This is a genomic window from Shewanella sp. SR44-3 (assembly GCF_014163735.1).
Classification (GTDB): Bacteria; Pseudomonadota; Gammaproteobacteria; order Enterobacterales; family Shewanellaceae; genus Shewanella.
In genome coordinates this window covers 13183-39405 of record NZ_JACJDV010000019.1, presented here as the reverse complement: position 1 = coordinate 39405, position 26223 = coordinate 13183, and the positions used below count along the sequence as shown (strand labels likewise).

Sequence of the window (26223 nt, the reverse complement as noted above, 5' to 3'; positions counted from 1 at the left end):
ACCGCAATGCGATCCTTTAACATTTATCTTCTGCTCGATAAGCATGCTTAGAGATACAAAATCGTTGCTAAGCCCAAGAAGGTAAAGAAGCCTACAACATCCGTGACAGTCGTTAAAATAACTGAACCAGACAATGCCGCATCTTGATTAAACTTCTGTAATATCATGGGAATAGTTACACCAGCTAAAGCTGCCACAGCCATATTAATTAAGATAGCTGAGCCTATGATCAGCCCCATAGTCCTGTCATCAAACCACCAGCCAGCAACAATACCTACAGTAATAGCCCACAGCACTCCGTTAACTGCACCAATACCCAGTTCGTTTTTCAGAAGTGACATTACGTTACCAGCCGAAATCTGCCCCATAGCCATGCCGCGGATCATCAAGGTCAACGACTGGCTACCAGCGATACCGCCCATAGAAGCCACAATAGGCATTAATACCGCCAAGGCCACCACTTCTGAAAGTACATTTTCAAATAAACCTATGGTCGCTGAAGCTAAAAACGCTGTGAGTAAATTTATGCCTAACCACACGGCACGGCGCCTTGCGCCTATCATAATGGGCGCGAAGAGATCGTCGTCTTCATCCATACCCGCAGTTGCCATCAACTGAGCTTCGTAATGTTCACGCACTAAGGCCGTTGCTGTGCGCAGTGTCACCCGCCCTATCAATATACCTTCGCTATCGACCACAGGGAATTCAAGCTCGCGGCTGTGCTCTACAGCTTCTGCGGCCTCAATCAAGGATGAATCGGCAGCAATAGAGCGGCCATCTTCCCAAATTAATGACTCAAGCAGAGTATCAGGATCTTGTTTAAATAGATCATGGCGCCTAACTGTCCCTAAATACTTATCTTCTTCATCCACTAAGAAAAGATGATCGTTACAATCTAAATCGATACGTCTAAAAAATCGTTGCCCTTGTGCTACCGAAGATAAGTGGCTAAGCACTAGCATTTGATGATCGGCATAACGACCAATTTCATTTTCCGTATATTGATTATAAAGCTCAAAGTGACGACGTTGACGCTCACCCATCTGGGCGAGCGCTCTGTCTATCATGCTATCGGGTAATGAATCACTCCAATCAATTAAGTCTTCAGGACTTAACTGACTAAATAACAGATCAATCTCTTCACTAGGCATCTTTTTCAAGATCCCCAAACGTGGATCGGCACGCATCAGGCTTAATACTTCAGCCCTTTCTTCTATGGCTATCTGTAGCCAACGATCGTAACGCTCATCTAGCGGTAACGATTCTAATAATAATGATATTGTACCTGGTTCGGCTTCATCAAGAATGTCGCTAAATACTTCGGCTTGAGCTTCACCTTCAGCCTCTGTAAGTTGTTGAACAACAAGACTTACTTCAGCCTGAGTTTGAGCACCATTTTCAACTTCGGTCTCAATTTCGTTCACGCAACAGCCCCTTTTGCCTATCTAAATATGGACAAACTATATTGATTTTTGTATTTATAAGCAAATACATATAAAAAGTTGTGCACAATTTAATTGTGAAAAACATCAGTTTTGACTATAGTCGGTGCAACCTATTTTTTGGAGCTTGAAATGCAAAATTCTATCTATGATTTCACCGTGACAGACATCCAAGGCAATCCGTTAAGCATGGGCAACTTTAAAGGCAAAGTGCTGTTAATTGTTAATACCGCTAGCCAATGTGGTTTTACTCCGCAATACAAAGCATTGGAAGAACTTTATCAGGCGTATTCGGCTAAAGGATTTACAGTGCTTGGTTTCCCTTGTAATCAGTTTGGTGCCCAAGAGAAAGAAAATGAAGCCAAAATAAGCCAGTTCTGTGAATTGAACTTTGGTGTCACCTTTCCATTGTTTAGCAAAGTTGATGTTAATGGTGCCGATGCCGCCCCTTTGTATCAGTACTTAAAGCATTCAGCCAAGGGGTTATTAGGCACAGAAGCCATCAAATGGAATTTCACCAAATTTCTGGTAGATGGCAATGGCAATGTGCTCGAACGTTTTGCGCCGACAACTAAGCCTGAAAGCTTGGCGCCCAAAATAGCTGCACTATTGAGCTAAGTAAGATGCGCAAAACAAGTGTAATAGGGAGAATTATGAACACTACCAATGCCCATTCACAATTGGAGCCTTTGTCTATCTCAGTTAGCGATTTATTTTGAAGGACGTTTAGACAGCGTGCTCGAAATTTAAACTTAACCTGACACAGAATTTCGAACGCCCTCTAAAAAAAACTATAACCCCTTTACTCGCAATGACTTAAGTGATCACTTGATAATAAAATGTAATAATTGACAGATTATTTCTTCTTGAAAATGAACTTTTACCCTCTAGAAGACTCCAATTTATTGAAAGTCATTTTTCACTTTCTTCATCATCTCCCTGGGACTTCTAGCGCGGTCCCCTTGATCTCAACGTAGATCGATAGGCAATCCATTGATTGCCTTTTTTTATGCCCAAAAAACACTCTCAAACCAAACCAGAAATCAGGTTAATCCTATCAATGTCTCATCAACGAAATATCTCGCGAATTTAAAATGACAAATAAAATCAATGAACTAAAATCTTGCTAATTAATATTTAAAATATATGCAATTTAATCGCTACTGTAATGAACTTATCCCTCCCTCTTGAGTCTCATATTATGTACCAAATTTGTTTTACACATTTTTGTTCATCATCTCCCTTTTAGATAGGTATTTCACTATCACACGAATTGCTTTTGCAAACGTAGCAACCTTAATCAGGTTGCTTTTTTTTGACTGTTTTTCAGTGCCGATAACCAACTTAAGTCAACGCAAACTACAATCAAAAAAATAAATCACATTTTTAATGAACTTATCTCGGCATCTTGAGTCTCATATTATGTACCAAATTTGTTTTACACATTTTTGTTCATCATCCTCCCTTTTAGATAGGTGTTTCACTATCACACGAATTGCTTTTGCAACCGTAGCAACCTTAATCAGGTTGCTTTTTTTTATCTATTCGTTGGTGTTTTTACTATATTGAAATACAAAAAAGGCCTCCGAAGAGGCCTTTCATCAAATAAGAGTTGTTGTTACAGGCGGATCCCTGCTTTTTCTAAATCTTTGGCCACTACGCTGCGTGGTAATGGTACATAACCATCTTTCTCAACCACTTGCTGACCTTGCTTAGATAACACGTAACGGATGAATTCACGATCCATTGGTGATAACTCTTTATTGGGGTGCTTATTGATATACACGTATAAATAACGTGATAGTGGATAAGTACCGCTAGCCGCATTCTCAGGAGTGGCCGCGATTAGCTCACCACCTTTTTTAGATATTGCTAATGCACGTACGCCAGCAGTCTTGTAACCAATGCCAGAATAACCAATAGCATTAAGTGATTGCGACACAGATTGCACTACTGAAGCAGACCCTGGCTGCTCATTGACGTTAGCTCTAAAGTCACCTTTACAAAGGGCTTTTTCTTTAAAGTAACCATAAGTGCCTGACACTGAATTACGACCATATAGCTGAATGTCTTTATCTTTCCAGTTACCGTCTAACCCTAGTTGCCCCCAACGATTGGCTTCATCGCCACCACACTTATTAGTCGAAGAGAAAATGCTATCAATTTCAGCGATGCTTAACCCTTTTATTGGATTATCTTTATGAACAAACACAGCCAAAGCATCAATAGCAACACGAATAGCTGTAGGTTGATAGCCATAATGCTTTTCAAACGCTTCAACTTCATTTGGCTTCATTTTACGGCTCATTGGTCCAAACTGAGAAGTCCCTTCGGTTAACGCTGGCGGCGCAGTTGAAGAACCCGCGGCTTGAATTTGAATATTTACATTAGGATAAATGTGCTTAAATTCTTCTGCCCATAAGGTCATCATGTTTGCTAAGGTGTCAGAACCTACTGAAGATAAATTACCTGACACACCGCTGGTTTTCTCATAAGTTGGTAAGGCGCTATCAATTGATGCCATAGAAGCTGCAGAGAATACACTGACTGCAGTTAAGGTCATTGCGCTAACAAGCTGTTTCAATTTCATTCTTGTGCTCCAGATTTAAAAAGCGTACTTAGGTTGAATTAACCAGCTCAGTATCATTGGCTAGCGTGACAAGTCTATTACCAATAGATGACACTTATATTACATGAGGTAAACGGGCCCAATTCAAATGAACTCAAGCCCTGAAAAGATCCGTAGAAAAAAGTAAAGCCACCCTAAGATGGCTTTACTCCACTCACAGTCGTAGCAGCGCTTCGAGGTTAAGGTCAATATTACTCTGCAGCGTCATCATTACTGAGTAACTCACCTTTTTCATCAAAAGGCCAATCCATCCCAAGCCAAGCCTTATAGAAGGCTTGTTGTGCTGCGCTGGGGTTAGCTACGCTCACAAGCATCACATCCCCTTTAGGCTGCTCGGCTAAAGTCAGTTTAACCTGCTGTAACTGCTGCTGTTTAAATACGCTGATGCGCAGCACATCCCCTGATTTAAAATCTTCAAGGCGCTTGTTAAAGCCTTCACTGGTGACTTTTAAGCCATTGATGGCAATAATTTCATCCCCTGACGTTAATCCCGCATTCCACGCTGGACCACCTTTACGCACATGGGCTAACGTCAAATCACCGTGAACACCTGTTAAACTCATGCCGGCATCTACTGTGGTTTTAGGCTTTTTACCGTACTGCAATTTAAGGCCAGCTTTATTTAACAAAGTATCGAAATCTAAACTCACCGGACTATCGACGTGTTTGTGCCACCACTGTTGATAATCTTTACCGCTAAGTGAGGTTAAAATGGCTTTAACATCATTAACGCCATAAGCCTTAGGCAGTCTAAAATCTTCATAAAGCTTGCGGTGTACATCACGATAGCTATGTTTAAGCCCACTGTCTTCAAGCAGGCTAAAGTCTAGTGAGAGTGAAGCAAAGTAGCCTTCAGAGTAAATGTTTACGCTGTGATTCATGGCATAATCACCGCCAGTGCTGGTCCACTGCCCAAGGCTTGCTTCAGCCACTGACTGCAACTCTTTACCTGGGTTGTTAAGGTTTGCATCAATGCGTTTTGCCAAGTCTTGCAAAAACTCTTTAGCAGTCATAATGCCTGCACTTAGCAGAAACTGATTTTGAAAGTAGCTGGTTGAGCCTTCCGCTATCCACAATAGGCTGGTAAGGTTTTCGGCTTGATAATCGTAAGGCACTAAGCCTTGTGGTCTATAAGCTTTAACATTCCAAGTGTGAATAAATTCATGGGACGCTGTGCTAATAAAACGCAGGTAATCTTCTCGTTCACGAAAGTTAAATCGCGGTAATTGAATCACGGTAGAGTTAAGGTGCTCGGTTGCGCCCTTCTCACCGCTGGTGGCGTGGATCATGTATACATAGCGCTCAAAAGGAAAACCTGACCAGATGGTATGGGCCTGTGCACTGATTTTTGTCAAATCTGCAACGATTTTTTGGCTGTCATAATTACCTTCGCCCCAGAACACCGCCTGATATTCGCGGCCATCAGCATTAAAGTCATAACTAGTATTGATCCCAGTCTCAATGGGGGAATCCACCAACACGTGATAGTTATCTGCATTAAATACGTGCACTTGCTTATGGGGCGATGGCCCTTTCTTCATCCCAGAGTAACTTTCCCAGCCTTTTGGTACCTGCAAACTCACGCTAATAGCTTGTGCTTGAGAGCTCGGGCTATACATAAATACCCCACTGGCGTCTAAAAAGGCGTGGGAGGCATTAATGTCTCGGACTCTTAAGCCTAAATCGTTGGCATAAAGTTGATAACTTACCGTCACAGGGCCTGGTTTTTCTAACTTAACCTGCCATTCGCCACTGGCTAATCGTTGCCATTTTAGCGCCTTACCTTCATCATCGAGTGCAGTAAAGTTTCGGATCCCATCGGCAAGGGGCAACATTTGATATTTGCCAGTACGCCACATGGGGAGATTAACCTTAAGTGTCTGGCTGTCAGTTTGAGGAAACTGTACTTCGACATTGGCGCTATGGTGCTCAGGTGTACGTAAATCAATCTTGTAATGAACATCGGCGTGCGCCATGCCAAACAAGGCGCTCATCGATAGGCTTGAATAAAGGCAAGACTTAGCGAAAGTGGATAATGTCACTCTAATTTCCTTCTGGTAAATTTGCTTTCTTTTTTTGTGGCGAGTATAACAAGCTCCAGCCATTATCTAACACTTAACTAACAAAAACTTACAAATGACATTTAATCGACTCTTAGCAAGCGCATCCCCCTTCATCATGCTGGCATTACTTGCCCTTTTCAGTAGCCCTGTGTTTGCGTTAATTCAAAACAATGAAGAACTCGAAATCAACTTTCGTGAGCAGCCCAATCAATTATATCAAGAGCTCTATAAAGCCAGTGGTTCACCTCTGGTATTTAATGGCCCCATGGAATTTAAGGTCTTGGCAGACGAACTTGGGTTTGAACCCGCACAATTACACCGCACATTGGAAGTCTTAGCGCGTTTAAACCTTGAGAGAAGCCTAAAGAGTAATACCAAAATTGCCGATGCGACCTTACTGATAACTCAACTTGAGTCCATTGCCAGCACACCTTTAGAGGAGTCTGTGGTATTAATGCTCAAAGCAAGATTGATGGCTCGAGATAAACAAGACTTTACAAATTCCGTAAATATTTATAATCAGGCTTTGGCAAAAATTGCCGACGAGCAAGATATGGCCTCGATATTATTTAAATACACCCTGCATGAGCACCTCAGTGAATTACACTATATGCTACTGCAAGAAGTACCTGCCCTGTCGCACCTCAACCGCTACCGTGCTATCGCCTATCAATTAAGAAATGACTATTTTATCGCTCAGACGGAATCGGCTCTGGGTCTTTATTACAATAAACAAAAAGAGTTAGCCAAATCTTTACAGCATTATAGCGAAGCTTTCACTATAGCGAATCGTTTGAATTATCCAGGCATAAAAGCCCATGCTCAGTACCAGCTCGCCCGAACATATCGCGATCTTGAGCAATGGGATGACGCCCTAAAGCATGCCCATGCTGCCGCCAGCAGCTTTCAAAAATTAGACCAAAAGCCCTATGTTTCACAAGCGTTAACTGTTATTGCAATGACCTATGCAGCTCAAGAAGAATGGAATAAAGCCATTGACTACTATTTCAATGCCCAGCAAGTGGATGAAAAAGCAGGTAACTCCATCGGTGAGGCGCTAAATTTCCATAATATTGGTGAAGCTTATAAACACTTAGGTAATCAGACTGCAGCGGTAAAATACCTGCAAATGGCTAATGATTTATTTAAACAGAAAAAAACCTTACATTACCTTGTTTACAATGAGCTGCTGTTTGCTCAATTAACCGTTGAAGAAAAAGACTGGCAGAATGCAGTTTTACACGCCAATGCAGCACTCACTATCGCTAAAAATAAAAACTTAGCTGAAGAGCAAATTGAAGCATTAGATTATCTAACGCAAGCTTATGGCGCATTAGGTGATTTACCATCCACCATTAACGTGCTTAAGACGCTATTAGAGCTAAATAAAAACAGTAAGCAGCCTTTGCAAAATGATATGGAAAACTTAAGCTTAACTGAGCAAAAACTTAAATTTGAACTCAACTTATTACAAGCCAAGAACAGTGAATTTATTCAACAAAAACAAAACTCTCATATGGGAGTTTTTGCGCTTATTATCGCCATCGCACTATTATTACCACTACTCTATTCCCTGTATCGATACAATCGCAATTTAAGGCACAAGGTTAAGCTACAACGACATAGCCTGGCCTTAGAGCCCACGACTCAACTTAAGGGTTATCAAGGGCTGATTAAACACTTGGCACAGAACCACAAAGGGCTCGAACAGCAGCATAACTCTCAGACACAACAAACTTTAGTACTAGCTCGTATTGAATCTTTAGCCAACTGTGAATTATTCCTAGGTCAATCTCAAGCAAATAGCCTAATGCAAATGTATATTGAATACTTCGAATCTCAAATGAATGCCAGCGTGTATATTATCCATAGTGGTTTGTTGGGGTTTTATTTCGACACTAACACTAATGTTATTGAAATAGCTGAAAAATTAAAGAGTTGTCTCACAGAGTTAGCTCTAAATCAACGTAACAATTTAAGCTTTAATACTGTGCCTTGTTATGACAATAGCTATAGTTTAGGTCATGTGAATTTACCACTTCATCCCAATCCCGATGTTCATATAAGCCCAGAAGTAGAATTTGAAACCGCTCAATTTGCCCTTGCTGCGGCATTGAGCGTAGGAAAGAAAGACAGTTATTTAAGTTTACGAGCCTTAAATTTTGCCCCTGCGGCAACCTTCTTTAAACCTCTCTACTTGAATCTGACTCAAGCCACACTCAGAGGCATGATCCGCGTCGACAGTAATTATCCAACCAATGAGATAAATTGGCCAAAACACTAGCTAGAGTGCAGCGCTCAAAAAATCAACATGCAATGTCATTTTTAATGATGTGAATAACATAGTTCAAATTACTGGATTCTCAGCTCTAATGAAATGTTATATTATACGACTTTCATCTGATGCTGGACATTGGATTGTCCTTAAGCCAGTGAGTCATGTAGGAAAGCATTAAAATGCAAGATGTAACCACTCCGGTATCTCAAATTACCTTGTTAAAGCAAAAACTGCTATCCACTAAATCTGCATTAGCTGAAATCACCGATGATAGAAACAGCAAACTCAAAACCTTAGTCCAATTCATTAACCACTTAAGCCTCGCCTGTAAAGGCCAACATTTAGAGTTGGACAATAAACTCGCCAAGCTGCGCCATAATTTGAATAATTTCGAACAGATTGATGATGCCTTGCCTGAGTTGATGGATATCGAAAGGCTACTAAAAAACAGCTATAACCACACAAAAGTAAAGCTTGAAGATAGCCGACAAAGTCTTATCCGCGTGATTAGGCAAATTCAGCGTGTCAGCTCAGCACCAGATAAACTCAAAAAAGAAATCGGTTACGCCAAACAAGATTTAGACAAACCTTTTCACACCATTTGGGACTATATCCCTAAAGTTGAGCAACTGATTGGATTTTATGAGTCAATGCTAGCCGAAAACCTTAGCGGCGCTGACAATTACCAAATTTTGCCTCAGCATGTTCAGTTAGCCAAAGAACTTGCACAAAAGATTTCAGAAGTTGAATTTAGAAAAGAGCAAAGAGACCAAGTCTTAGTGCTCAAAGAAGTGCTCCTCAGCGACATAAGCCTTAGCACCTTACTTGAGTCTTACCAAACAGTGCTCTGCCTACTACTGGATAATATCGCCAGAGAGAAGACTGCCTCTGAAGATTTTTTATACGCCCTCAACGATGCGCTATCTGTTGTCAGAGATGTGGTGAGTCACACTCATAATCATAATCAGCGCAGCCAGCAAATAAAGGCCCAGCTAAATCAAGAGATATACCTCAGAGTTGATAATGCCGATGGTATTCTCATTGAAACCTCAGATCTCACTGAACTTAAAACTCAACTGACAGTACAGCTCAGTTCATTGCGGGATGCCTTGTCTCGAAAAGAATCTCTTGAAGAGCGCGAGCAAACTGTACTGCGTAAATCCATCGAGGCCATGCGTAAAGAGCTTGCCAATATCACCAACGAAGCTAATAGCTACAAAGAACAGTTATTTGAGCACCAAAAACTCAACTTGCTTGATCCCTTAACTCAATTGGCCAACCGCGCCGCACTTGAAGATAAAATGGAGCAAGAATACCGTCAGCATAAACGCTTTAATACTCCGCTGTGGATAGCCATGATAGACATAGATCATTTTAAATCGATCAATGACAACTTCGGCCACAGTACAGGAGATAAAACCCTGCAAGTCATTGCCATGGCACTGAAGAACTCCCTACGTGAAAGTGAATTTGTCGCCCGCTACGGTGGTGAAGAATTTGTGCTGTTACTGCCTGATGTCACTGAGCTACATATCTCTCAATTATTGAATCGAGTGCGTGAAAAAATAAAAAACATTCCGTTTAAGTTTAAAAATCAGAGAATTACAGTTACATTGTCTATAGGGGCCGCGCAAGTTCTAGAAAATGAACTGATCGCTGAAACATTTGAGCGTGCCGATGCCTCCCTCTATAAAGCCAAAAATAATGGCCGAGACAGAGTCATCATAGATATCTAGCACATCAAGGTGTGATTACTTACCTATAATGCAACTCTGTTTATGCTAAGGAGTTGCCGATGATCGTAAGAATCAGTCCCCGTGGAAGTCTAGACCAACTGTCGCAATTGGAAGTCGACCGCCTTAAGCAAGGCGCCAAGAGTGATCTCTACCAGCTTTATCGCAGCTGTTCTTTAGCCGTGCTAGCCTCAGGCCTTAAAAGCGATAACGCTGAAGATTTATTTTCTCAATACGACACTTTTAATATCAATGTACTGCAGCGTGAACGTGGCGTAAAAATTGAGCTTATCAATCCACCGGAGCAAGCCTTTGTCGATGGACAGATCATAGCCGGCATTCAAGAACATTTATTTTCAGTGCTGCGTGACATCATTTACATCAGTAACAAATACGAAAATCTCAAACACATCAACCTTACCAATGCCAGCCACATCACCAACGTAGTGTTTGACATTCTGCGAAATGCCCGCGCCATTTCACCAATGAAAGATCCCAATGTCATCGTTTGCTGGGGCGGTCACAGCATTAATGAAATAGAGTACCAATATACCCGTGAAGTGGGTTACCAGCTGGGCCTGCGAGATCTAGATATTTGTACTGGCTGCGGTCCTGGTGCCATGGAAGGGCCGATGAAAGGCGCCGCCATTGGTCATGCGAAGCAAAGAGCAATCAATGCCCGCTATATCGGCCTAACCGAGCCCAGTATTATCGCCGCCGAGCCACCGAATCAGATCGTTAATGAGCTAGTGATCCTCCCGGACATTGAAAAACGCTTAGAGGCTTTTGTACGCCTTGGCCACGGGATTGTGATTTTCCCAGGCGGTGCAGGTACTGCTGAAGAGTTATTGTATTTCCTAGGGATTTTACTCAATCAAGCCAACACCGACATCCCCTTTCCTCTAGTGCTTACCGGCCCTGCCGAAAGTGCTGACTACTTTGCCGAGATTGATGCCTTTGTCGGTGCAACCTTAGGTGAAGAGGCTCAAAGCAAATATCAAATTATTGTGGATGACCCAGTTAAAGTCGCTCAAATTATGAAACAAGGCATGGCAGAAGTGAAAAGTTACCGTAAAGCCTGTGGCGATGCCTATCAATACCAATGGTCATTAAAAATCGAACCCGAGTTTCAATTACCTTTTGAGCCAACCCATGAGGTCATGGCAAACTTAAGCTTGTACTTTCAGCAAAATAAAGCCGAACTTGCCGCCAATTTACGCAAGGCTTTTTCTGGGATAGTGGCAGGTAATGTCAAAAGTGAAACCATCAAACTCATCAAACAGCTTGGGCCCTTTCAAATCAAGGGAGACCCTCACTTAATGGAAATGATGGATAAACTCCTCGGCGCCTTCGTGAAGCAGCAGCGGATGAAACTTCCTGGCAGCGATTATGTCCCTTGCTATCAGATTATTAAGTAGCTATACAGGGTGTTTTCACTTTTTATTAACCCATTAACCAAGCCTGAACATGAATACATTACTTATCATAGACGGACTCAATTTGGTGCGCCGCATTCACGCGGTGTTACCAGACGAGAATGACATTAGCAGTGTCCAACAAAGAACACTGCTCGCTTGCACAAAAATGCTCAAGATTCATCAACCCTCCCACGTCATCGTGGTTTGGGATGGCGATGAAGAGTCGTGGCGTAAGAAACTCTATAGTGATTACAAAAAAGGTCGCAAGCCCATGCCTGAGGCGTTAAGCAAGGGCTTGGTTGAGATCCGCAAAGGGCTCAGTGAGGCGGGGATTAATTCATTAGAAGCCGCCTCAGAAGCCGACGATGTTATCGCAACCCTTGCCACTAAGCTGGTAGAAAACGGCGGCGCGGCGATAATTGTCTCCACAGACAAAGGCTTCAGCCAGCTGCTACAAAATAAGATAACCATTTGGGATCATTTCAAGCAGACATTCTTCGACATTAGTGAGCATGAGAAAAAACTCGCTATCGAACAATACCAATTTTTAGACTTTATCGCTCTTGCGGGCGACAGCGGCAATAAAATTCCAGGAATTGCAGGTATTGGCCCAAAGTCAGCTGCCGATTTACTCAATAAGTTCAGAACCTTAGCCAATATTTATAACTCATTGGATAATTTGGGCGCTAAGCAAGCACAAAAGCTTGCCGAAGGACGAGAAATGGCCAGAGTCAGCTACAAACTGGGGCAGCTGCAACGGCACATGCCATTAGAAATTAATTTGAAACAATTTAGGGTTAAAAAATAGTTAAATTTTCGCTAAACTAGCCCTATTGCCAAGAACAGGAATGGCCCAGAAACATGACGAAGAAAAACAAACCCTCCCTGCTAACCTTAGTGTTATTAGGCGGATTCTCTGCCTATTTAGTATTTGTTGCTGTGATGTTTAGCAGCTACGACCCACTTCCCGGTGAAAAAGATTGGGATGATAGACAAGCCTTTAATTTGCAACAGCTCAGCCACATCAAGTTGGGCCAAAGCCTAGATGAAATTGTGACACTTATGGGTGAAGCTGATTTTGTAGAGGCTAAAACCGTTACAGGTACAGCGCTGCAAATCATGTATTACCGCACTCATCATATTAAAGGCGATGGTATTACCACCAAGGAAGAATGCACCCCCTTGTTGTTTGACGATGAAAAACTCATCGCTTGGGGACCTGATACTTATCAGCAATATCTCAATGCTAATGTTAGCTTAGCCGCAGTAAAAGTCGCCTCAGAGCATTAATGCAACGGCTTAGCGCCCTCATCGCAAATAGCAGTTGTAAACCAAAGTAATTTAAGCCCAGTAGTGTCAACTAGAGTTCATTGATATGACGCTAATAAAAAAGCCCATTAACCCTCTGTTAATGGGCTTTTTATTTTTGTTTAAGTCCAGCTCATTGATGTTTTATACCCATCACATTAACTAACCTCAACTCGGGTTAAGAGATGGATAAACGATAGTGAATTATCAAAAATTCAATATCTTACATTCAAACTTGAACTTTGCGCTGAAAACAAGGCGAATTTGCGCGTCAATAGCTAGTCTATTGCAAGTGAATTCAACACAGTTAGCGGTGCAAAGAGCTGTTTGATATGCATTTATTATCCCGAGCTGAGGTTAACTAGTCACGGAATTCTTGATAGGCTTCACCTTGATCAAGCCACTTTGGTGCGGGTATTCCTTTAAGGTAATGATCAAAATACTGCATCATCTTGATGCTGTAATCGAGTTTGTTAGGATACTTTTTCAAGTGGTGTGGCTCATCTTCATATTGTAAAAACACCACGTCTTTGCCAGCGCGGCGCATAGCTAAATACAACTCAACCCCTTGCTCCCAAGGCACAGCATCATCCTTATCACCAAACATGATCATCAAGGGAGTCTGCACTCGGTTAACATAAAATACCGGTGAGTTTTCCATATAACGCATAGGGATATCCAGCAGACTTTGACCCATGCGGCTTTGCCCAGTTTCGTACTGAAATTGCCTAGCGAGACCACTGCCATGGCGAATACCACTGTAAGCACTGGTCATGTTAGACACTGGTGCCCCAGCGACTGCTGCTTTAAACAATGGTGTTTGCGTCACAGCAAACGCCGTTTGATAGCCGCCCCATGAATGACCTTGAAGCCCTATGGCATCCGCTTTGGCAATACCGATATCGATAAGATGCTGCACCCCAGAGGTTAACGCTTTCACTGATGATTGACCGGGATACTGCTCTTCAAAGCGAATATCGGGTAAGAAAATTGCATAGCCATTGTCAGCATACCAAGCAAAGTTAGGCCTATGGTTGATGGCCATATCGGGATAATCATGCAGTCTGTCACTCATAAAACGGTAAAAATACACCAGTACTGGATAAGCTTTACCTTGTTGATAGTCACTTGGCTTAATTAACACCCCATCTGAGCGGCTACCTGAATCGTTAGTCCATTGCACTAATTCAGCTTTCCCCCACGCAAACCCAGCTTGCTGCTTGCCAAAAAACGTCTGCTGAGTGGCTGCACTTGGTGCTGTTATTTCTGCACTATAAAGATCAGGATACAGATCGTAGCTTTCTTTACTAAAGATAAAGGTTTCAGAGGCTTTACTGCGGGCCAAGACGTTAATCTTATGCGCGCTCTCCACTAAAGTATTAAGACCTTCTTGCCCAACATTAAGCTGATAAAAGCCATCAGCTTTAGTGCGCTCGTTGTAACCTTTAAGCAGTAATGACTCACCTTTATTCACCACGGTAGGCTCAGCTTTATTGCGAACTAACCCATGAACCCTAAGTTGTAATTGCTGCTTGCGGCCTTGTCCCGCAGTTAGATTAATGGCCTTGGAGCCTTGGCTACTAAATTGCCAAACATCATATTTATCATAAACTAACACAGCTGAGCTATCTTCAAGCCAAGGACCAAACCCATACCCAGGTGCCGCTGATGGATAATCATGATCTTCATCGCTAAAAGGGCTGGTTATATTAGCGGATAAATTAATGTGCCGACCGCTGACTAGGCTATACAGCCAAATTTGGCCTTGTTTGTAATACACCACTTGTTTGCCATCTGGGGATAGACTCACTGGAGAGTCGCTTGGATGCTGCAGCAATATTTGAGTGGCTTTACCGCTATTAAGCTCAACCACTGACCAGTCACGAAAAAACCCCGCCCAAGTGATCATCTTTTGATAAGGCAAATCAGAACTTGCCAGTAAATAACGGCTCTGCTGACCCGCTTTTACATCAGGTAACTGCTCAGTGGCGATTTGACGTAAATGGTTACTGCCCATATGCCATACTGCGAGGTAAGTTTTTTTCAGTGATTTGGCATAATCATGGATTTCGTGGGGTTTAATCTTTGGGTCATCCCCGTGCCAAACATTAAGCTGACTTTTACCTTGGATCAGGGCTTTATCGAATAACTTTTCTTGACTATCAAGCGTTGGCCTTTGGGCTAACGCTTTAATGCTTGGCACTCTACCAACAAATAAGCGCTGGTTATCGTTAGAGAAGACTAAACTTGAATGCTGATTGTAAAGCCAATTTTTAGTGATGGGAGCTTGAGTGCTTTTACCGTTTGCAAGATCAATGCTATGAAGCTGATATTCACGTACCGACTTGAGTTGATGACTCTCTCCTAAAGTGAAGGCGGCAAAACTAAGATCATCTGTGAGTGCCAGCGCGCCAAAATTGTGGTTTTTACTGCTAAATAAAGACCTTGTTTCAAAGGTTCTGAAATCAACTAACAGTAACTCTTGCACCTTAGCATCGCGGCTCATAGCGTCACTAGCGCCGACCGCATCTGCACCGCCCTCTGTCGCGGCTAACATAGCTTGATGAGCAATCAATACCCCTTTGGCATCTTCAGGCATAGAAAATGCACTGACTTGGCTAAACCTCTGCTGAACATTGTCCTTTAAACGAATAATCAGCAGCTCGCTTTGTGGTAACTCTTTGTCAGCTTTTGATACTTTGCCTGCCTTGGCTTTAGGCTTAACATTCGATTGAGGCCCTACTTTCTCGCCAGCAGCGGTTTTCACATCAAGAGCGGCTTTATCATCTGATTCTGTTTTATCTTCTTCAAACCAAATCAAGGCGTAATCACCCTGAGGGCTAAACAAGGTTTGCTTTACATCATCAAACGCCTGCTCTATGCCTGTTTCACTGTTTAGCAATACAGCGCGGGTAGCTAACTTATCTTTTTTTAAGGTTTCACGCTCAAGTAAGCTTGGACCTTGGCTTATCAGTACAAAACGGCCATCGGCGCTCACCTGCGGCTTGCTGCCATTAACCTTTAATCCTTCTGCTTTATCTAACCATTTAACCAAGACCTGACTATCGCCTCTGTCGGGCTTAGCTTCCACGGCCAAGACTTGACCACTATCAGACAATTTAGGTAATTGCAGGGTTTGATAATGCATGATGTCATCTAAAGTCAGCGGCCTAGTATCAGCTTTTTCAGCTTGATGCATGGACCCTTTGGCAGTCTCCTGCTGGGCTAAGACACTTGGAGAGCATAACAAACCTAAGATGAGTAATTTTGGCCAAAGCGGCGTAAAACTGGGATAGGGACTCAATGGATTTCCTTATTATTTTTTTGCACTTAGCAGTGCAAATTACACTCGAACGCCCTTAAGGTCAAAAAGGGAATACACGTCTTAATCCACTCCAGCAGTGAAATAGGTCAAATTGCACAAAAAAACGTGACAACTCTCACTAATTTCTGTCTATCAATATCCAAATTAGTTAAAATACTCGGCTAAGTAACATTATTTAAGCGCCCTGCAAGCCTAAGCTTTTGGGGCTGATAATCGTAGTAACCACATTGTGGAAGGACAAATCATGTCAAAGCGTACAATAACCGTGATCCCAGGTGATGGGATTGGTCCAAGCATCATAGATTCAGCATTAAAAGTCCTCGATAAAGCAGGCTGTAACTTCGAATATGAGTTTGCTGATGCGGGTCTTGTCGCCTTAGAAAAGCACGGTGAGCTAGTACCACAACGTACCTTAGATTTGATTGAAAAAAACCGCATCACCCTAAAAGGCCCGTTAACTACGCCTGTCGGTGAAGGCTTTACTTCAATCAACGTAAGCTTACGGAAAAAGTTTGGTTTATACGCCAACGTGCGCCCTGTGTTGTCATTTAAAGGCACCCAAGCTCGCTATGAAAATATCGACATCATCACAGTACGTGAAAACACCGAAGGCATGTATTCAGGCCTAGGTCAGAAAGTGTCTGAAGATGGTGAAACTGCAGAAGCGACCAGCATCATCACCCGTCAAGGTGCAGAGCAGATCACGACTTTCGCTTATGAGTTAGCTCGTAAAGAAAACCGCAAGAAAGTGACCATAGTTCACAAAGCTAACATCATGAAGTCAACCTCTGGTTTATTCTTGAAAGTGGCCCGTGAAGTGAGCCTTCGCTACCCAGATATCACCACCGAAGAAATGATCGTTGACGCCACTTGCATGAAGCTTGTGATGAACCCTGAGAACTTCGACGTGATAGTAACCACCAACTTATTTGGTGACATCTTGTCTGATTTATGTGCAGGCCTTGTGGGCGGCTTAGGCATGGCTCCTGGGGCTAATATTGGGCGTGATGCAGCGATTTTTGAAGCCGTACATGGCAGTGCGCCAGACATCGCAGGTAAAAACTTAGCTAACCCAACATCGGTTATTCTAGCGTCTATTCAAATGCTTGAGTATTTGGGCATGGCCGATAAAGCGGAAATGATCCGCAGCGCAGTATCAGCTGTGATTGAAGAAGGTGACCGTACAACTCGCGATTTAGGCGGTACACATGGCACCACAGACTTCACTCAAGCAGTATTAGATCGTTTAGTCTAATAAGCTAACTTAGTACAAACTGATTAAGCGCGAACACTAAAAAGCCCTATCAAATGATAAGGCTTTTATTTAGATCTGAGTCGTTTCAAAAATGATGACTGGCTAGCCCATTTCGGCGTAGCTGACCCCTTTTTCAGGGAAAATCCATAAATGAACCGTGACTTCATCTCTATCGTGATAAAGGTGTTTACACTGAAGGCGGTAGTCGATTTCATTCTCTTTAAAGATTTCGCCCATGGTATCTAAAATCACCCGAACTTCTTTATAGCGACTCTTCATTGGCAATTTAAGGTTGAAAATGGCTTCTTTAAACCAGCCATTTATCGCCCATGCTTCCATTAACTCAGCCACACGAGATGGCTTCTCAACCATGTCACAGACTAGCCAATAGATGTTTTTGCGTGGCGGTTCAAAACGGAAACCATCGGCGCGGTAATGTTTTACTTGGCCAGTTTCCATTAATTTTTCATCCATAGGGCCATTATCAACTGCGGCCACCATCATACCGCGGCGCACTAATTGATAAGTCCAGCCACCAGGACAAGCGCCTAAGTCGACAGCATTTAAGCCACTGCGGCAACGCATTTCTTGCTCTTCTTTGGTTAAAAACACCCCAAAGGCTTCGTCGAGTTTTAGGCTTGAGCGACTCGGCGCATCCGCAGCCATGCGTAAACGTGGGATCCCCATAAAATGAGGCGAGCTATTATTGCTCAATGAATAACCCACATAGGCTTTACCTGGGCCAATAAAACACACATGGATGATTGGCCGGCGACCGTTTTCTTTACCAAGCAACAAGCCCGCTTTTTTCATGCCTTGACGCAATGGCACAGTAAACTTGCGGCAAAACGCTGACAGTTCTTTCGCTTCATTGGTATCAGGAGTTTCAACTCTGAGTTCACCGCAGTTCGTTACGTCTGCTTCAAGTAAGCCTGCCACTATCGGCCCGACTCTGTCTTGCTCAGGTAAATCACTGTGTAACTCACCGGCAGCAAACATTTGTCTTGTGAAAATCAAGCTTTTCAACGGCAGCATTTTTGCTAACGTATCTGCGCCATCCTCTTCAAAACATTGATAAATAACATAAGCATCATTGTTACTGGTTTTTACAAAACCACCAACATTCATTTCTGCAGCACGCTGCTGAATTTCTGCGGCACATTCTTTTTCATAACCTGCGCGGCAAAATAAAAAGAGGTTTTTCATCACAACCTTAACTCATCAGATGGCCCAAGCGGCCAAGATTTTTTCTTGGCTGCATTATATACCCAAGTAACCTCAAGATACGAGTTTCAGAGCACCTAGGGCGCTTCAATTCAAGGTGCATCGATGGCTGAATGTCGACCACCTTTTGAATTGATGCAACACTGAAGCCGTGGGCCATTGGCACTCCCTCACGGCGGTTTTAACCTACTTTATGCTGCGTTGACGGCCTTAAATTTCACTATTGTTTTTATTGCGCCAAAAACATAAGCCAAGACAAGCCCAACCCAACAAGAAACACCCTCCGCCAAGGGGGGTTACTGGCCCTAGCCATTTCTGCATTGTGAGTGCATAGAGATAAAGCGAGCCACTAAAAAGTACAATACCTGCCATAAACAATCCTGCGGCCGCACTTAAGTAATCCAGTGCTTTTGGCTGCAGGCATTCTTTGGCATAGATGGCACAAATAAACAGCCCAAAGCTGTGGTAAAACTGATAATCCACCCCAGTACTAAAAATGCTTATCATATCTACTGAGATAAGTTTTTTTAAGCCGTGGGCGGCGAAAGCCCCCAATAGCACTGCGGTAAATGCGCTAACACTGCCAAGCATAAGCCAAGTTCGATTCATGGTATTCCTTAATCAGCCCTGATGTTGCAACTCTTCTTTATTAGTCTAATTTATCACTATGATGAAAGGTGCTTAAGCTGATCCATAAACCCTAAGCTTGCTTGTAGCGCTTGAGCCATATTGTGCTCAAGGGTGACACCTGAGGCTTTACGTGGCACAAAGCTGTGATCGCCATCCACAAGCCAATGCCAGCGAATACCCTCGGACAATGCCCAGGTCGGTATTTGCACTTGAGTACCAAATTTATCCCGCTCACCTTGAATGACTAACACTGGCACTTGGCAATTGTTAATGGCATCAAGGCGTGGCTCGCCGCCACTGACGGGAATAAATGGATAACCTAGACAAATAATGCCATCAATAGTTAAATTTCGCGCCCGAGTACAAGTAGATGCCGAAGACACATTATCGGACATCAGCGTCGCCGCCATGCGCCCGCCCATGGATTTACCCATTAGATAGATATGCTTAGGTGCTAATTCCCCTTGGGTGATTTTATCTTCAACCCACTCGAGCACTGACTCAAAATGTGCCAATAATTTAGCGGCTCTATCAGGGGGCCTGCGCTTGCCATCTTGCATATTGGCCTGCATGTATAAAAAGTTAAATCGTAATACTTGGCAGCCGGCATTAACTAAGTCGTGGCTCATCTGCTGCATAAAGTTTGAGTGCATATTCGCCCCAGCGCCATGGGCAAAAATCACCAGTCTGTCACTGATGCTGCCCTCTACAACATAATCAATGGCTAAAGCACTGGCTTCAGGCGATGTTATCTCGCTCATTTATCTATCCTTCATCTGCTATTGGCAACATCAAAAAAGTGATCATTCAGGAGATTAAGGCGTGAGTAATTCACTTCTCGACTCTTCGGCGAACATGTCTAACATCCACGCCCTAAAAGCGGCGATTTTACCCAGTTCAGCATGGGCCTGCTGACACACCAGAAAATAAGCATCTTTACTGACTAAGACATCAGGAAAGGGGCAGATAAGTCGCCCCGCTTTGATGTCCGGTCGTGCTAATACGCTGTAACCTAAGGCAACACCTTGCCCATGCGCCGCCGCTTGCAACACTAATGACGAGTGGCTAAAAATAGGCCCTTGATTCACATTAATGTCCGTGACTTCGCATTGCCTAAACCAGGCCTGCCAATCTTGACGGTTAGAATCATGCAGTAAGGTGTGATATTTAAGATCGCTGGGTTTCTCAAGTGGTTTGCTGCCATTAAGCAGTGAAGGAGAACACACGGGGATCAAGACTTCATTACGGAGTTTATCGGCTTTTAAATTCGGCCAATTGCCCTGTCCATAGTAAATCGCCACATCCACATCATCGGTAAGTGAGCCAGTATCACTGTCCACCGCCTTAATGCGCACATCAATATCAGGGTTTTTCTCACTGAATTTGGCCAATCGTGGCACCAACCATTGAATAGCAAAGCTCGGTGACATGCTGACAGTTAAAGAGCCGATAGCGCTGCGGGCTAGCAATCTATCGGTAGACTCACTCAACTGGGTAAATATATCTTTAATATCAAGGAAATAGCTCTGACCCTCTTCCGTTAATAGTAAAGAGCGATTTTTACGGCGAAACAGCTTTAACCCTAGGTAATCTTCTAAAGCTTTAATTTGATGACTTACGGCTGCTTGAGTAACAAAAAGATCTTCTGCGGCGCGGGTAAAGCTTAAGTGGCGCGCAGCGGCTTCAAACGCTTTTACAGCGTTAAGGGGCGGCAGTCGTCTCGACATGGGAACTCGCTTATCATTATTATTGTGATAGGTATTGTGCTTGTGACTGTTGTCATAAGTTTTTCTAATGATTATCCCTATCTAGACTAATTTGTAAAGCAGCTATTGCCTCAAGACAGACATAAAAAAACCGCATAAATGCGGTTTTTTATTCAATCATCTGCAGTCAGCAATTAAGGGCGATACACTTTCACGTTGGTGTAACCTTGCTCAATCAAATAAAGCGCCTGAAGTTTACTCATCACGCCGCGCTCACAATACAATAAATAGGTTATCGACTTATCTAAATCAGCAAACTGAGTCGATAACTTAAAGAATGGAATTTTCTTCACTTCTTGGCCCGGAATAATCAGTGGTTTTTTCTCTTCTTCTTCCTGAGCACGAATATCGATAACCACTTCTTGTGAGTCTACAGCGACAACCGTTTCGGCTTCGGCTGTGGCAATTTGGTTATCCATTTCGATGGCGATATCTTTAATATCAATCACTTTAGCTTGGGCAACAATATTTTCAATTAAGTTTTCTGAGAATTTAAGCTCTTCAGCTTCAATCTTGGCCAATACCGCTTTCACCGTTGGCTTTTGAGAAATCACACCGCAATATTCAGGAATAGATTTAGCAAAATCTTCAGTGCCGATAATGCGGCTTTGATTGATGATATCTTGCTTGTCCATGGCGATTAAAGGACGCAAGATTAACAAATCTGTGCATCTATCAATCACGTTTAAATTAGTCAATGTCTGGCTCGATACCTGACCTAGGCTCTCACCTGTAACCAATGCTTGAATGCCGTATTTATCCGCCAGCAAGGTCGCAGCGCGCATCATCACTCGCTTTAGAATCACCCCCATTTGGCCATTGTCGATACGTTCAAGAATTTCTTCTACTACACCTTCAAAAGGCACAGAGATAAACTTGACCTTGTGAGACTCGCCATAGGTTTTCCACAAGTGATACGCCACCTGCTTAACGCCAATTTCATGCTGAGCGCCGCCAAGGTTAAAGAAGCAATAATGGGTGCGGGCACCTTTTTTAATAAACTGGAAGCTAGATACACCAGAATCAAATCCACCTGAAATAAGTGATAGCACATCCTCTTGAGTTGCCATTGGAAAGCCGCCTAGGCCTTCGATGCGACGCACCACCATGTAGAGTTTCTCATGGTCGATTTCAAGGTTGATGGTTAAATCTGGATTTTTAAGCTTAACCCCAACAGCATCGGTGTTTTGATTTAAGCCGCCACCAACATAACGCTCAACTTCGATAGATTTAAAGTCATGAGTACCGCTACGCTTAACGCGCACGCAGAAGGTTTTACCCGCTAGCTGGTCACGATATAACGGCAATACTTGCTGGTAAATGTGATCAACTGAATCAAAGCTGTATTCGTTAACTTGCACCACGTGAGCAATACCCGGAATGCAGCCTAAACGCTCAGCGAAAGTATCCACCAATTCAGGTTTATCTTTAGGTACTCTAACCATGATCCTGTCCCATTGACGCTGCACTTTGGCATCTTCATCAACTTTTTTAAGGACATTGCGTATGTTGGTCTCAAGCATTTTTGTAAAACGCGAGCGTACCGACTTACTCTTCATCATGATTTCTGGGTATAACTTTACGATAAACTTCATTGGACTTCCGCAGACTAAAATTTTACGCCATTACAATTCCATCTCAACTGACAACGCCAACACAACAGGCAAGCAATTGAAAAACAACGAATTTAACAGCAACAAACATCTGGAAATATCACCCCAGACTAATATGGCGCGGATTATAGCAAAGTCGGGGCTTTTACCAAAGAAAAACGCCCATAAAAAAACCGCGACAAACGCGGCTTTTAATTTATACCCTTAAGGACTAACCCAACATAACACTGGGTTCAAACAGAAATTAATTTTCCTCTGTGCCAGGCTGAGTATTCGGATTGGCGATAATTTCACTATCCGATTGGAGCGGTTTACCTTGCTCAATAGTAATTTCCACTCGGCGATTTCGGCTACGGTTTTCATTAGAGTCATTAGCCACTAATTGATCATTTGACGCCATACCCACCACTTTCATTCGAGTTTCATCAAAACCTGGAACCCGCATAAATTCGTGGGCTACCGCCACGGCGCGAGCACTAGATAAATCCCAGTTAGAACTATAAAGCTCATTACTGATGTGCATGCCATCAGTATGCCCAGCGACAGTAATCACCCCTGGGACATCTTTAAGTAAGCTGCCAATCGCGCGGATAACAGGCTTAAACCTAGGCTGCAAGAACCCTGAGCCTGATGCAAATGATCCCTTCTCGCGGATGCGAATAATAATTTGCTGCCCCAAGGATTCAATTTCAATGGCACCATCAACGATTTCTTCGTTAAGATTTTCGGCCATTTTCTTAACTTGCTCATTAATATTTTCTTGAGATGAAGACGATTCAGACTTTTTCGCCTCAGCAGTTTCTTGAGCTGTTGCCGATGCTTCACCACCGCGCTGCTCACCTTGCTGCTTTTGCACCCCACCGGCGCTGTCATCTTCACCCGCTTGATACTCAATCGTCTGTTGAGTCATCTCATTGGTTTGCTGGTTAATGATTTCAATAGGAGTAGGATCTGGGCGTCCAGGCCTGAACTCAAGGGCAATAACAGACGTCCCCTTAGGGATATCTTTTACTTCAACTTTATTCTGCACCCCGAAGGCGTATTTCATCGAACCTGCGATTTGCTTAAATTTCATCACATCCATTTCAGCAAAGGATAACAGCAACACGAAGAAGCACATCAATAGCGACATAAGATCAGCGAAAGTCGCCAACCACATCGGCGCGCCGGGAGGTGGGCATTCGCACTTGGCCTTAGCCATAGTTACTCCCCGTCCGTTGTATCTACTTTACGTTTTTTCTCAGAAATATAGTTCTTTAAGAAACCTTCAATAACCCTAGGGTTTTGGCCATCTTGAATCGCCAATACCGCATCCATAATCAAGTTACGGTTGCGCATTTCTTCCGCCATGCGCAGTGCCAATTTATCAGCCATAGGAATGGCTATCATGTTCGCAATCATAGCCCCATAAAGGGTTGTCAATAAAGCTACCGCCATTGAAGGTCCGATTGATTTAGGGTCATCCATGTTTGATAACATGGCCACCAAGCCCACAAGGGTACCAATCATGCCCATCGCGGGGGCTACATCGCCAAAGGCTCTAAAAATACTAATGCCTATTTTGTGGCGTTCTTCAGTGAGAGAGATATCTTTTTCTAATGCCGCGCGTACTACGTCACCATCGTGACCATCCACCAGCATATCAACCGCTTTTTGCATAAAACTATTGGTAATTTGCGCTTCCTCCAGAGCAAGAAAGCCGCCTTTTCTAGCTGCATCAGCCATGTTTACTGACTGCTCGATAAGCTCTTCTGGTTTATCGATTTTAAACATAAACGCTTTAAGACCGATCCCCACTGCCCCCAGAAATTGTGAAAGGTTAAACTTCATCATCACCACAAAAATTGAGCCTGCAACAACGATAAGTACCGAGGCAACGTCGATAAATAAGCCAACGCCACCACTGGTAGCCATAGCGCCGATAATGAATCCAAAGGCACCGATAATGCCTATTAGTGTTCCTAAATCCACAATTACTCCTCAACCGCAGTCTCTATGTACTGCATCCTGAACATCTCAAAATGCGCTATGTAAATCGACCGAACTCACCATAAAATCTCAATAAACTCAGCTTATCTATAATGGCAGTTATATTGGCTTATACTGCTAATCTACTTCAATGCACAGCTTAACGACAACACAGCGTTGAACTAACAGTGTAACCTTAGTTATTAATGACGCCCAGTATTTCATCATTTTACTCTCTGAAATACTTCATTTTTGTGACGAATTTTTAAGTCTGAACTCTTTGTTATCGGTCAAAGCTAAAGCAAGTTTAGTTCGATTTTATTTTTCTCAACAATTTTCTTCAATTGTAGCCACTATTGCATAAATATAATCCGACTCCATTTGACCCGTGAGCCGCCCTGATATACCTTGTCACCCGATAAAAGAGAGGATAATTCCGTGGCTAAAAAACCTGAAAATCTCAGCTTCGAAGCATCGCTTGGCGAACTTGAACAAATAGTAACCCAACTTGAACAAGGTGACGTGTCCCTTGATGACGCATTAAAACAATTTGAACGTGGCATTAATCTGGTGCGTCAGAGTCAGGCTAAACTTGAACAGGCTCAGCAAAAAGTGTCTATCTTGCTTAATGAAAGCGACACAAATCTCAGCCAGTTTAATGTTGAAGGTGATTAAGTGTTAGCCCAAGCCATTGAACTATATCAGCAAAGAGTCGACAAGGTCCTTAAACGCAAACTTGAAGAGCTTGATGACAGTGCACCAGAATTAAAAGCCGCCATGACCTACGGCGCTTTAATGGGTGGTAAACGTATTAGGCCGTTTTTAGTGTATAGCCTAGGTCAAATGCTCAGCGTCTCCCTTGAAAGACTTGATAATGCCGCCGCAGCTATTGAGTGTATTCATGCCTACTCCCTTATTCATGACGATTTACCCGCCATGGATGATGATGAGTTAAGACGCGGTAAACCGACTGTTCATATCGCATTTAATGAAGCACAGGCTATTCTTGCTGGTGACGCATTACAATCTTTAGCCTTTGAACTCATCACTGATGAGCAAGTAAACACCAGCCCTGAGCAACAATTGCAAATGGTAAAAGTGTTAGCCAAAGCCGCAGGATACCAAGGTATGTGTGGTGGGCAAGCCATAGATTTAGCAGCAACAGATAAAGCAATTAGCCTTGCTCAGTTGACTCAATTGCATAACAAAAAAACCGGTGCATTAATCAGCTGCGCAGTAGAATTGGCCATTATTTTAGCCAATGCCAGCGCTACAGAACGTGTTCAACTGGTGAAGTTTTCCCAGGCACTGGGGCTAGCGTTTCAAGTGCAAGATGATATTTTAGATGTCACAGTATCAACCCAAGAGCTAGGTAAGCCTCAAGGCAGCGATGAGCAAGCCAATAAAAGTACCTTCCCTAAATTATTAGGTTTGGCGGCAGCGCAAGATCAAGCAGCACAACTTGTCCAACAGGCACTATCAGCGCTGGAAGAATTGCCTTACAATACCCAGTTAATTGCAGACTTCGCCAGATACATAATTACGCGAAGATTATAAAAGAGCTAACATAC

At 43.1% G+C, this 26223-nt stretch carries 20 protein-coding genes; 9 read left to right on the top strand and 11 right to left on the bottom strand.

Translation table 11 applies throughout. The features are described from left to right. Positions 1–47 precede the first annotated feature (47 nt). Complete coding sequence (locus tag H5073_RS11005) at positions 48–1424, bottom strand: magnesium transporter (protein WP_182679635.1); 1377 nt, start codon at positions 1422–1424, stop codon at positions 48–50. A 150-nt stretch (positions 1425–1574) separates the two neighbouring features. On the opposite strand from H5073_RS11005, the gene H5073_RS11000 reads away from it, so the two are divergent. Continuing rightward, positions 1575–2060: a glutathione peroxidase gene (locus tag H5073_RS11000; RefSeq protein WP_182679634.1), complete on the top strand. Its 486-nt coding sequence runs from the start codon at positions 1575–1577 to the stop codon at positions 2058–2060. Between the two features lie 1000 nt (positions 2061–3060). Here the strand turns inward: H5073_RS11000 and H5073_RS10995 are convergent. Continuing rightward, entirely contained in the window at positions 3061–4032 is a 972-nt protein-coding gene (locus H5073_RS10995; protein WP_182679633.1) for a PstS family phosphate ABC transporter substrate-binding protein, read from the bottom strand. Between the two features lie 230 nt (positions 4033–4262). Beyond that, positions 4263–6065: a M61 family metallopeptidase gene (locus tag H5073_RS10990; RefSeq protein ID WP_182679652.1), complete on the bottom strand. Its 1803-nt coding sequence runs from the start codon at positions 6063–6065 to the stop codon at positions 4263–4265. A 142-nt stretch (positions 6066–6207) separates the two neighbouring features. Between H5073_RS10990 and H5073_RS10985 the strand changes: the two genes are divergently transcribed. From H5073_RS10985 to H5073_RS10965, 5 genes are all read left to right on the top strand, one after another. Beyond that, positions 6208–8418: a lipopolysaccharide assembly protein LapB gene (locus H5073_RS10985; protein WP_182679632.1), complete on the top strand. Its 2211-nt coding sequence runs from the start codon at positions 6208–6210 to the stop codon at positions 8416–8418. 173 nt (positions 8419–8591) lie between these two features. Continuing rightward, positions 8592–10148 (top strand): GGDEF domain-containing protein, encoded by a 1557-nt coding sequence (locus H5073_RS10980; protein ID WP_182679631.1) that lies wholly within the window; start codon positions 8592–8594, stop codon positions 10146–10148. A gap of 59 nt (positions 10149–10207) precedes the next feature. Beyond that, positions 10208–11563: a nucleotide 5'-monophosphate nucleosidase PpnN gene (ppnN, locus tag H5073_RS10975; RefSeq protein WP_182679630.1), complete on the top strand. Its 1356-nt coding sequence runs from the start codon at positions 10208–10210 to the stop codon at positions 11561–11563. A gap of 49 nt (positions 11564–11612) precedes the next feature. After that, positions 11613–12371 (top strand): flap endonuclease Xni, encoded by a 759-nt coding sequence (gene xni / locus H5073_RS10970; protein WP_182679629.1) that lies wholly within the window; start codon positions 11613–11615, stop codon positions 12369–12371. A gap of 53 nt (positions 12372–12424) precedes the next feature. Continuing rightward, a complete protein-coding gene (locus H5073_RS10965) occupies positions 12425–12853 on the top strand; it encodes a DUF3192 domain-containing protein (protein ID WP_182679628.1) in 429 nt (142 codons plus the stop codon). A 379-nt stretch (positions 12854–13232) separates the two neighbouring features. Here H5073_RS10965 and H5073_RS10960 read toward each other — a convergent pair whose 3' ends face one another. Then, the gene (locus H5073_RS10960) at positions 13233–16175 is read right to left on the bottom strand and encodes a prolyl oligopeptidase family serine peptidase (RefSeq protein WP_259394880.1); all 2943 of its coding nucleotides are present in this window, start codon (positions 16173–16175) and stop codon (positions 13233–13235) included. A gap of 265 nt (positions 16176–16440) precedes the next feature. Here H5073_RS10960 and H5073_RS10955 point away from each other — a divergent pair, with 265 nt between their 5' ends. Further along, a complete protein-coding gene (locus H5073_RS10955) occupies positions 16441–17451 on the top strand; it encodes an isocitrate dehydrogenase (protein ID WP_182679627.1) in 1011 nt (336 codons plus the stop codon). 102 nt (positions 17452–17553) lie between these two features. On the opposite strand, the gene rlmM is transcribed toward H5073_RS10955, so the two are convergent. The 7 genes from rlmM to pomA all read right to left on the bottom strand — a co-directional run bounded on the left by rlmM (position 17554) and on the right by pomA (position 24655). Beyond that, positions 17554–18657, bottom strand: a complete 1104-nt coding sequence (gene rlmM, locus H5073_RS10950; protein ID WP_182679626.1) for a 23S rRNA (cytidine(2498)-2'-O)-methyltransferase RlmM — start codon at positions 18655–18657, stop codon at positions 17554–17556. A 228-nt stretch (positions 18658–18885) separates the two neighbouring features. Continuing rightward, positions 18886–19284 carry a DUF423 domain-containing protein gene (locus tag H5073_RS10945; protein WP_182679625.1) on the bottom strand — a complete coding sequence of 133 codons (399 nt, stop codon included), beginning with the start codon at positions 19282–19284 and terminating at the stop codon, positions 18886–18888. A gap of 56 nt (positions 19285–19340) precedes the next feature. Next, on the bottom strand, positions 19341–20066 hold the full coding sequence (locus H5073_RS10940) for an alpha/beta fold hydrolase (protein WP_182679624.1): 726 nt from the start codon (positions 20064–20066) through the stop codon (positions 19341–19343). A gap of 54 nt (positions 20067–20120) precedes the next feature. Beyond that, positions 20121–21032 (bottom strand): transcriptional regulator GcvA, encoded by a 912-nt coding sequence (locus H5073_RS10935; protein WP_182679623.1) that lies wholly within the window; start codon positions 21030–21032, stop codon positions 20121–20123. 173 nt (positions 21033–21205) lie between these two features. Then, positions 21206–22666: a tRNA uracil 4-sulfurtransferase ThiI gene (thiI, locus tag H5073_RS10930; protein ID WP_182679622.1), complete on the bottom strand. Its 1461-nt coding sequence runs from the start codon at positions 22664–22666 to the stop codon at positions 21206–21208. Positions 22667–22928: 262 nt separating this feature from the next. Beyond that, a complete protein-coding gene (locus tag H5073_RS10925) occupies positions 22929–23885 on the bottom strand; it encodes a flagellar motor protein MotB (RefSeq protein WP_182679621.1) in 957 nt (318 codons plus the stop codon). A 2-nt stretch (positions 23886–23887) separates the two neighbouring features. Further along, entirely contained in the window at positions 23888–24655 is a 768-nt protein-coding gene (pomA, locus tag H5073_RS10920) for a flagellar motor protein PomA (protein WP_182679620.1), read from the bottom strand. 435 nt (positions 24656–25090) lie between these two features. Here pomA and xseB point away from each other — a divergent pair, with 435 nt between their 5' ends. Then, entirely contained in the window at positions 25091–25327 is a 237-nt protein-coding gene (gene xseB / locus H5073_RS10915) for an exodeoxyribonuclease VII small subunit (protein ID WP_182679619.1), read from the top strand. Further along, positions 25328–26209, top strand: a complete 882-nt coding sequence (ispA, locus tag H5073_RS10910; protein WP_182679618.1) for a (2E,6E)-farnesyl diphosphate synthase — start codon at positions 25328–25330, stop codon at positions 26207–26209. The last annotated feature ends 14 nt before the right edge of the window (positions 26210–26223 follow it).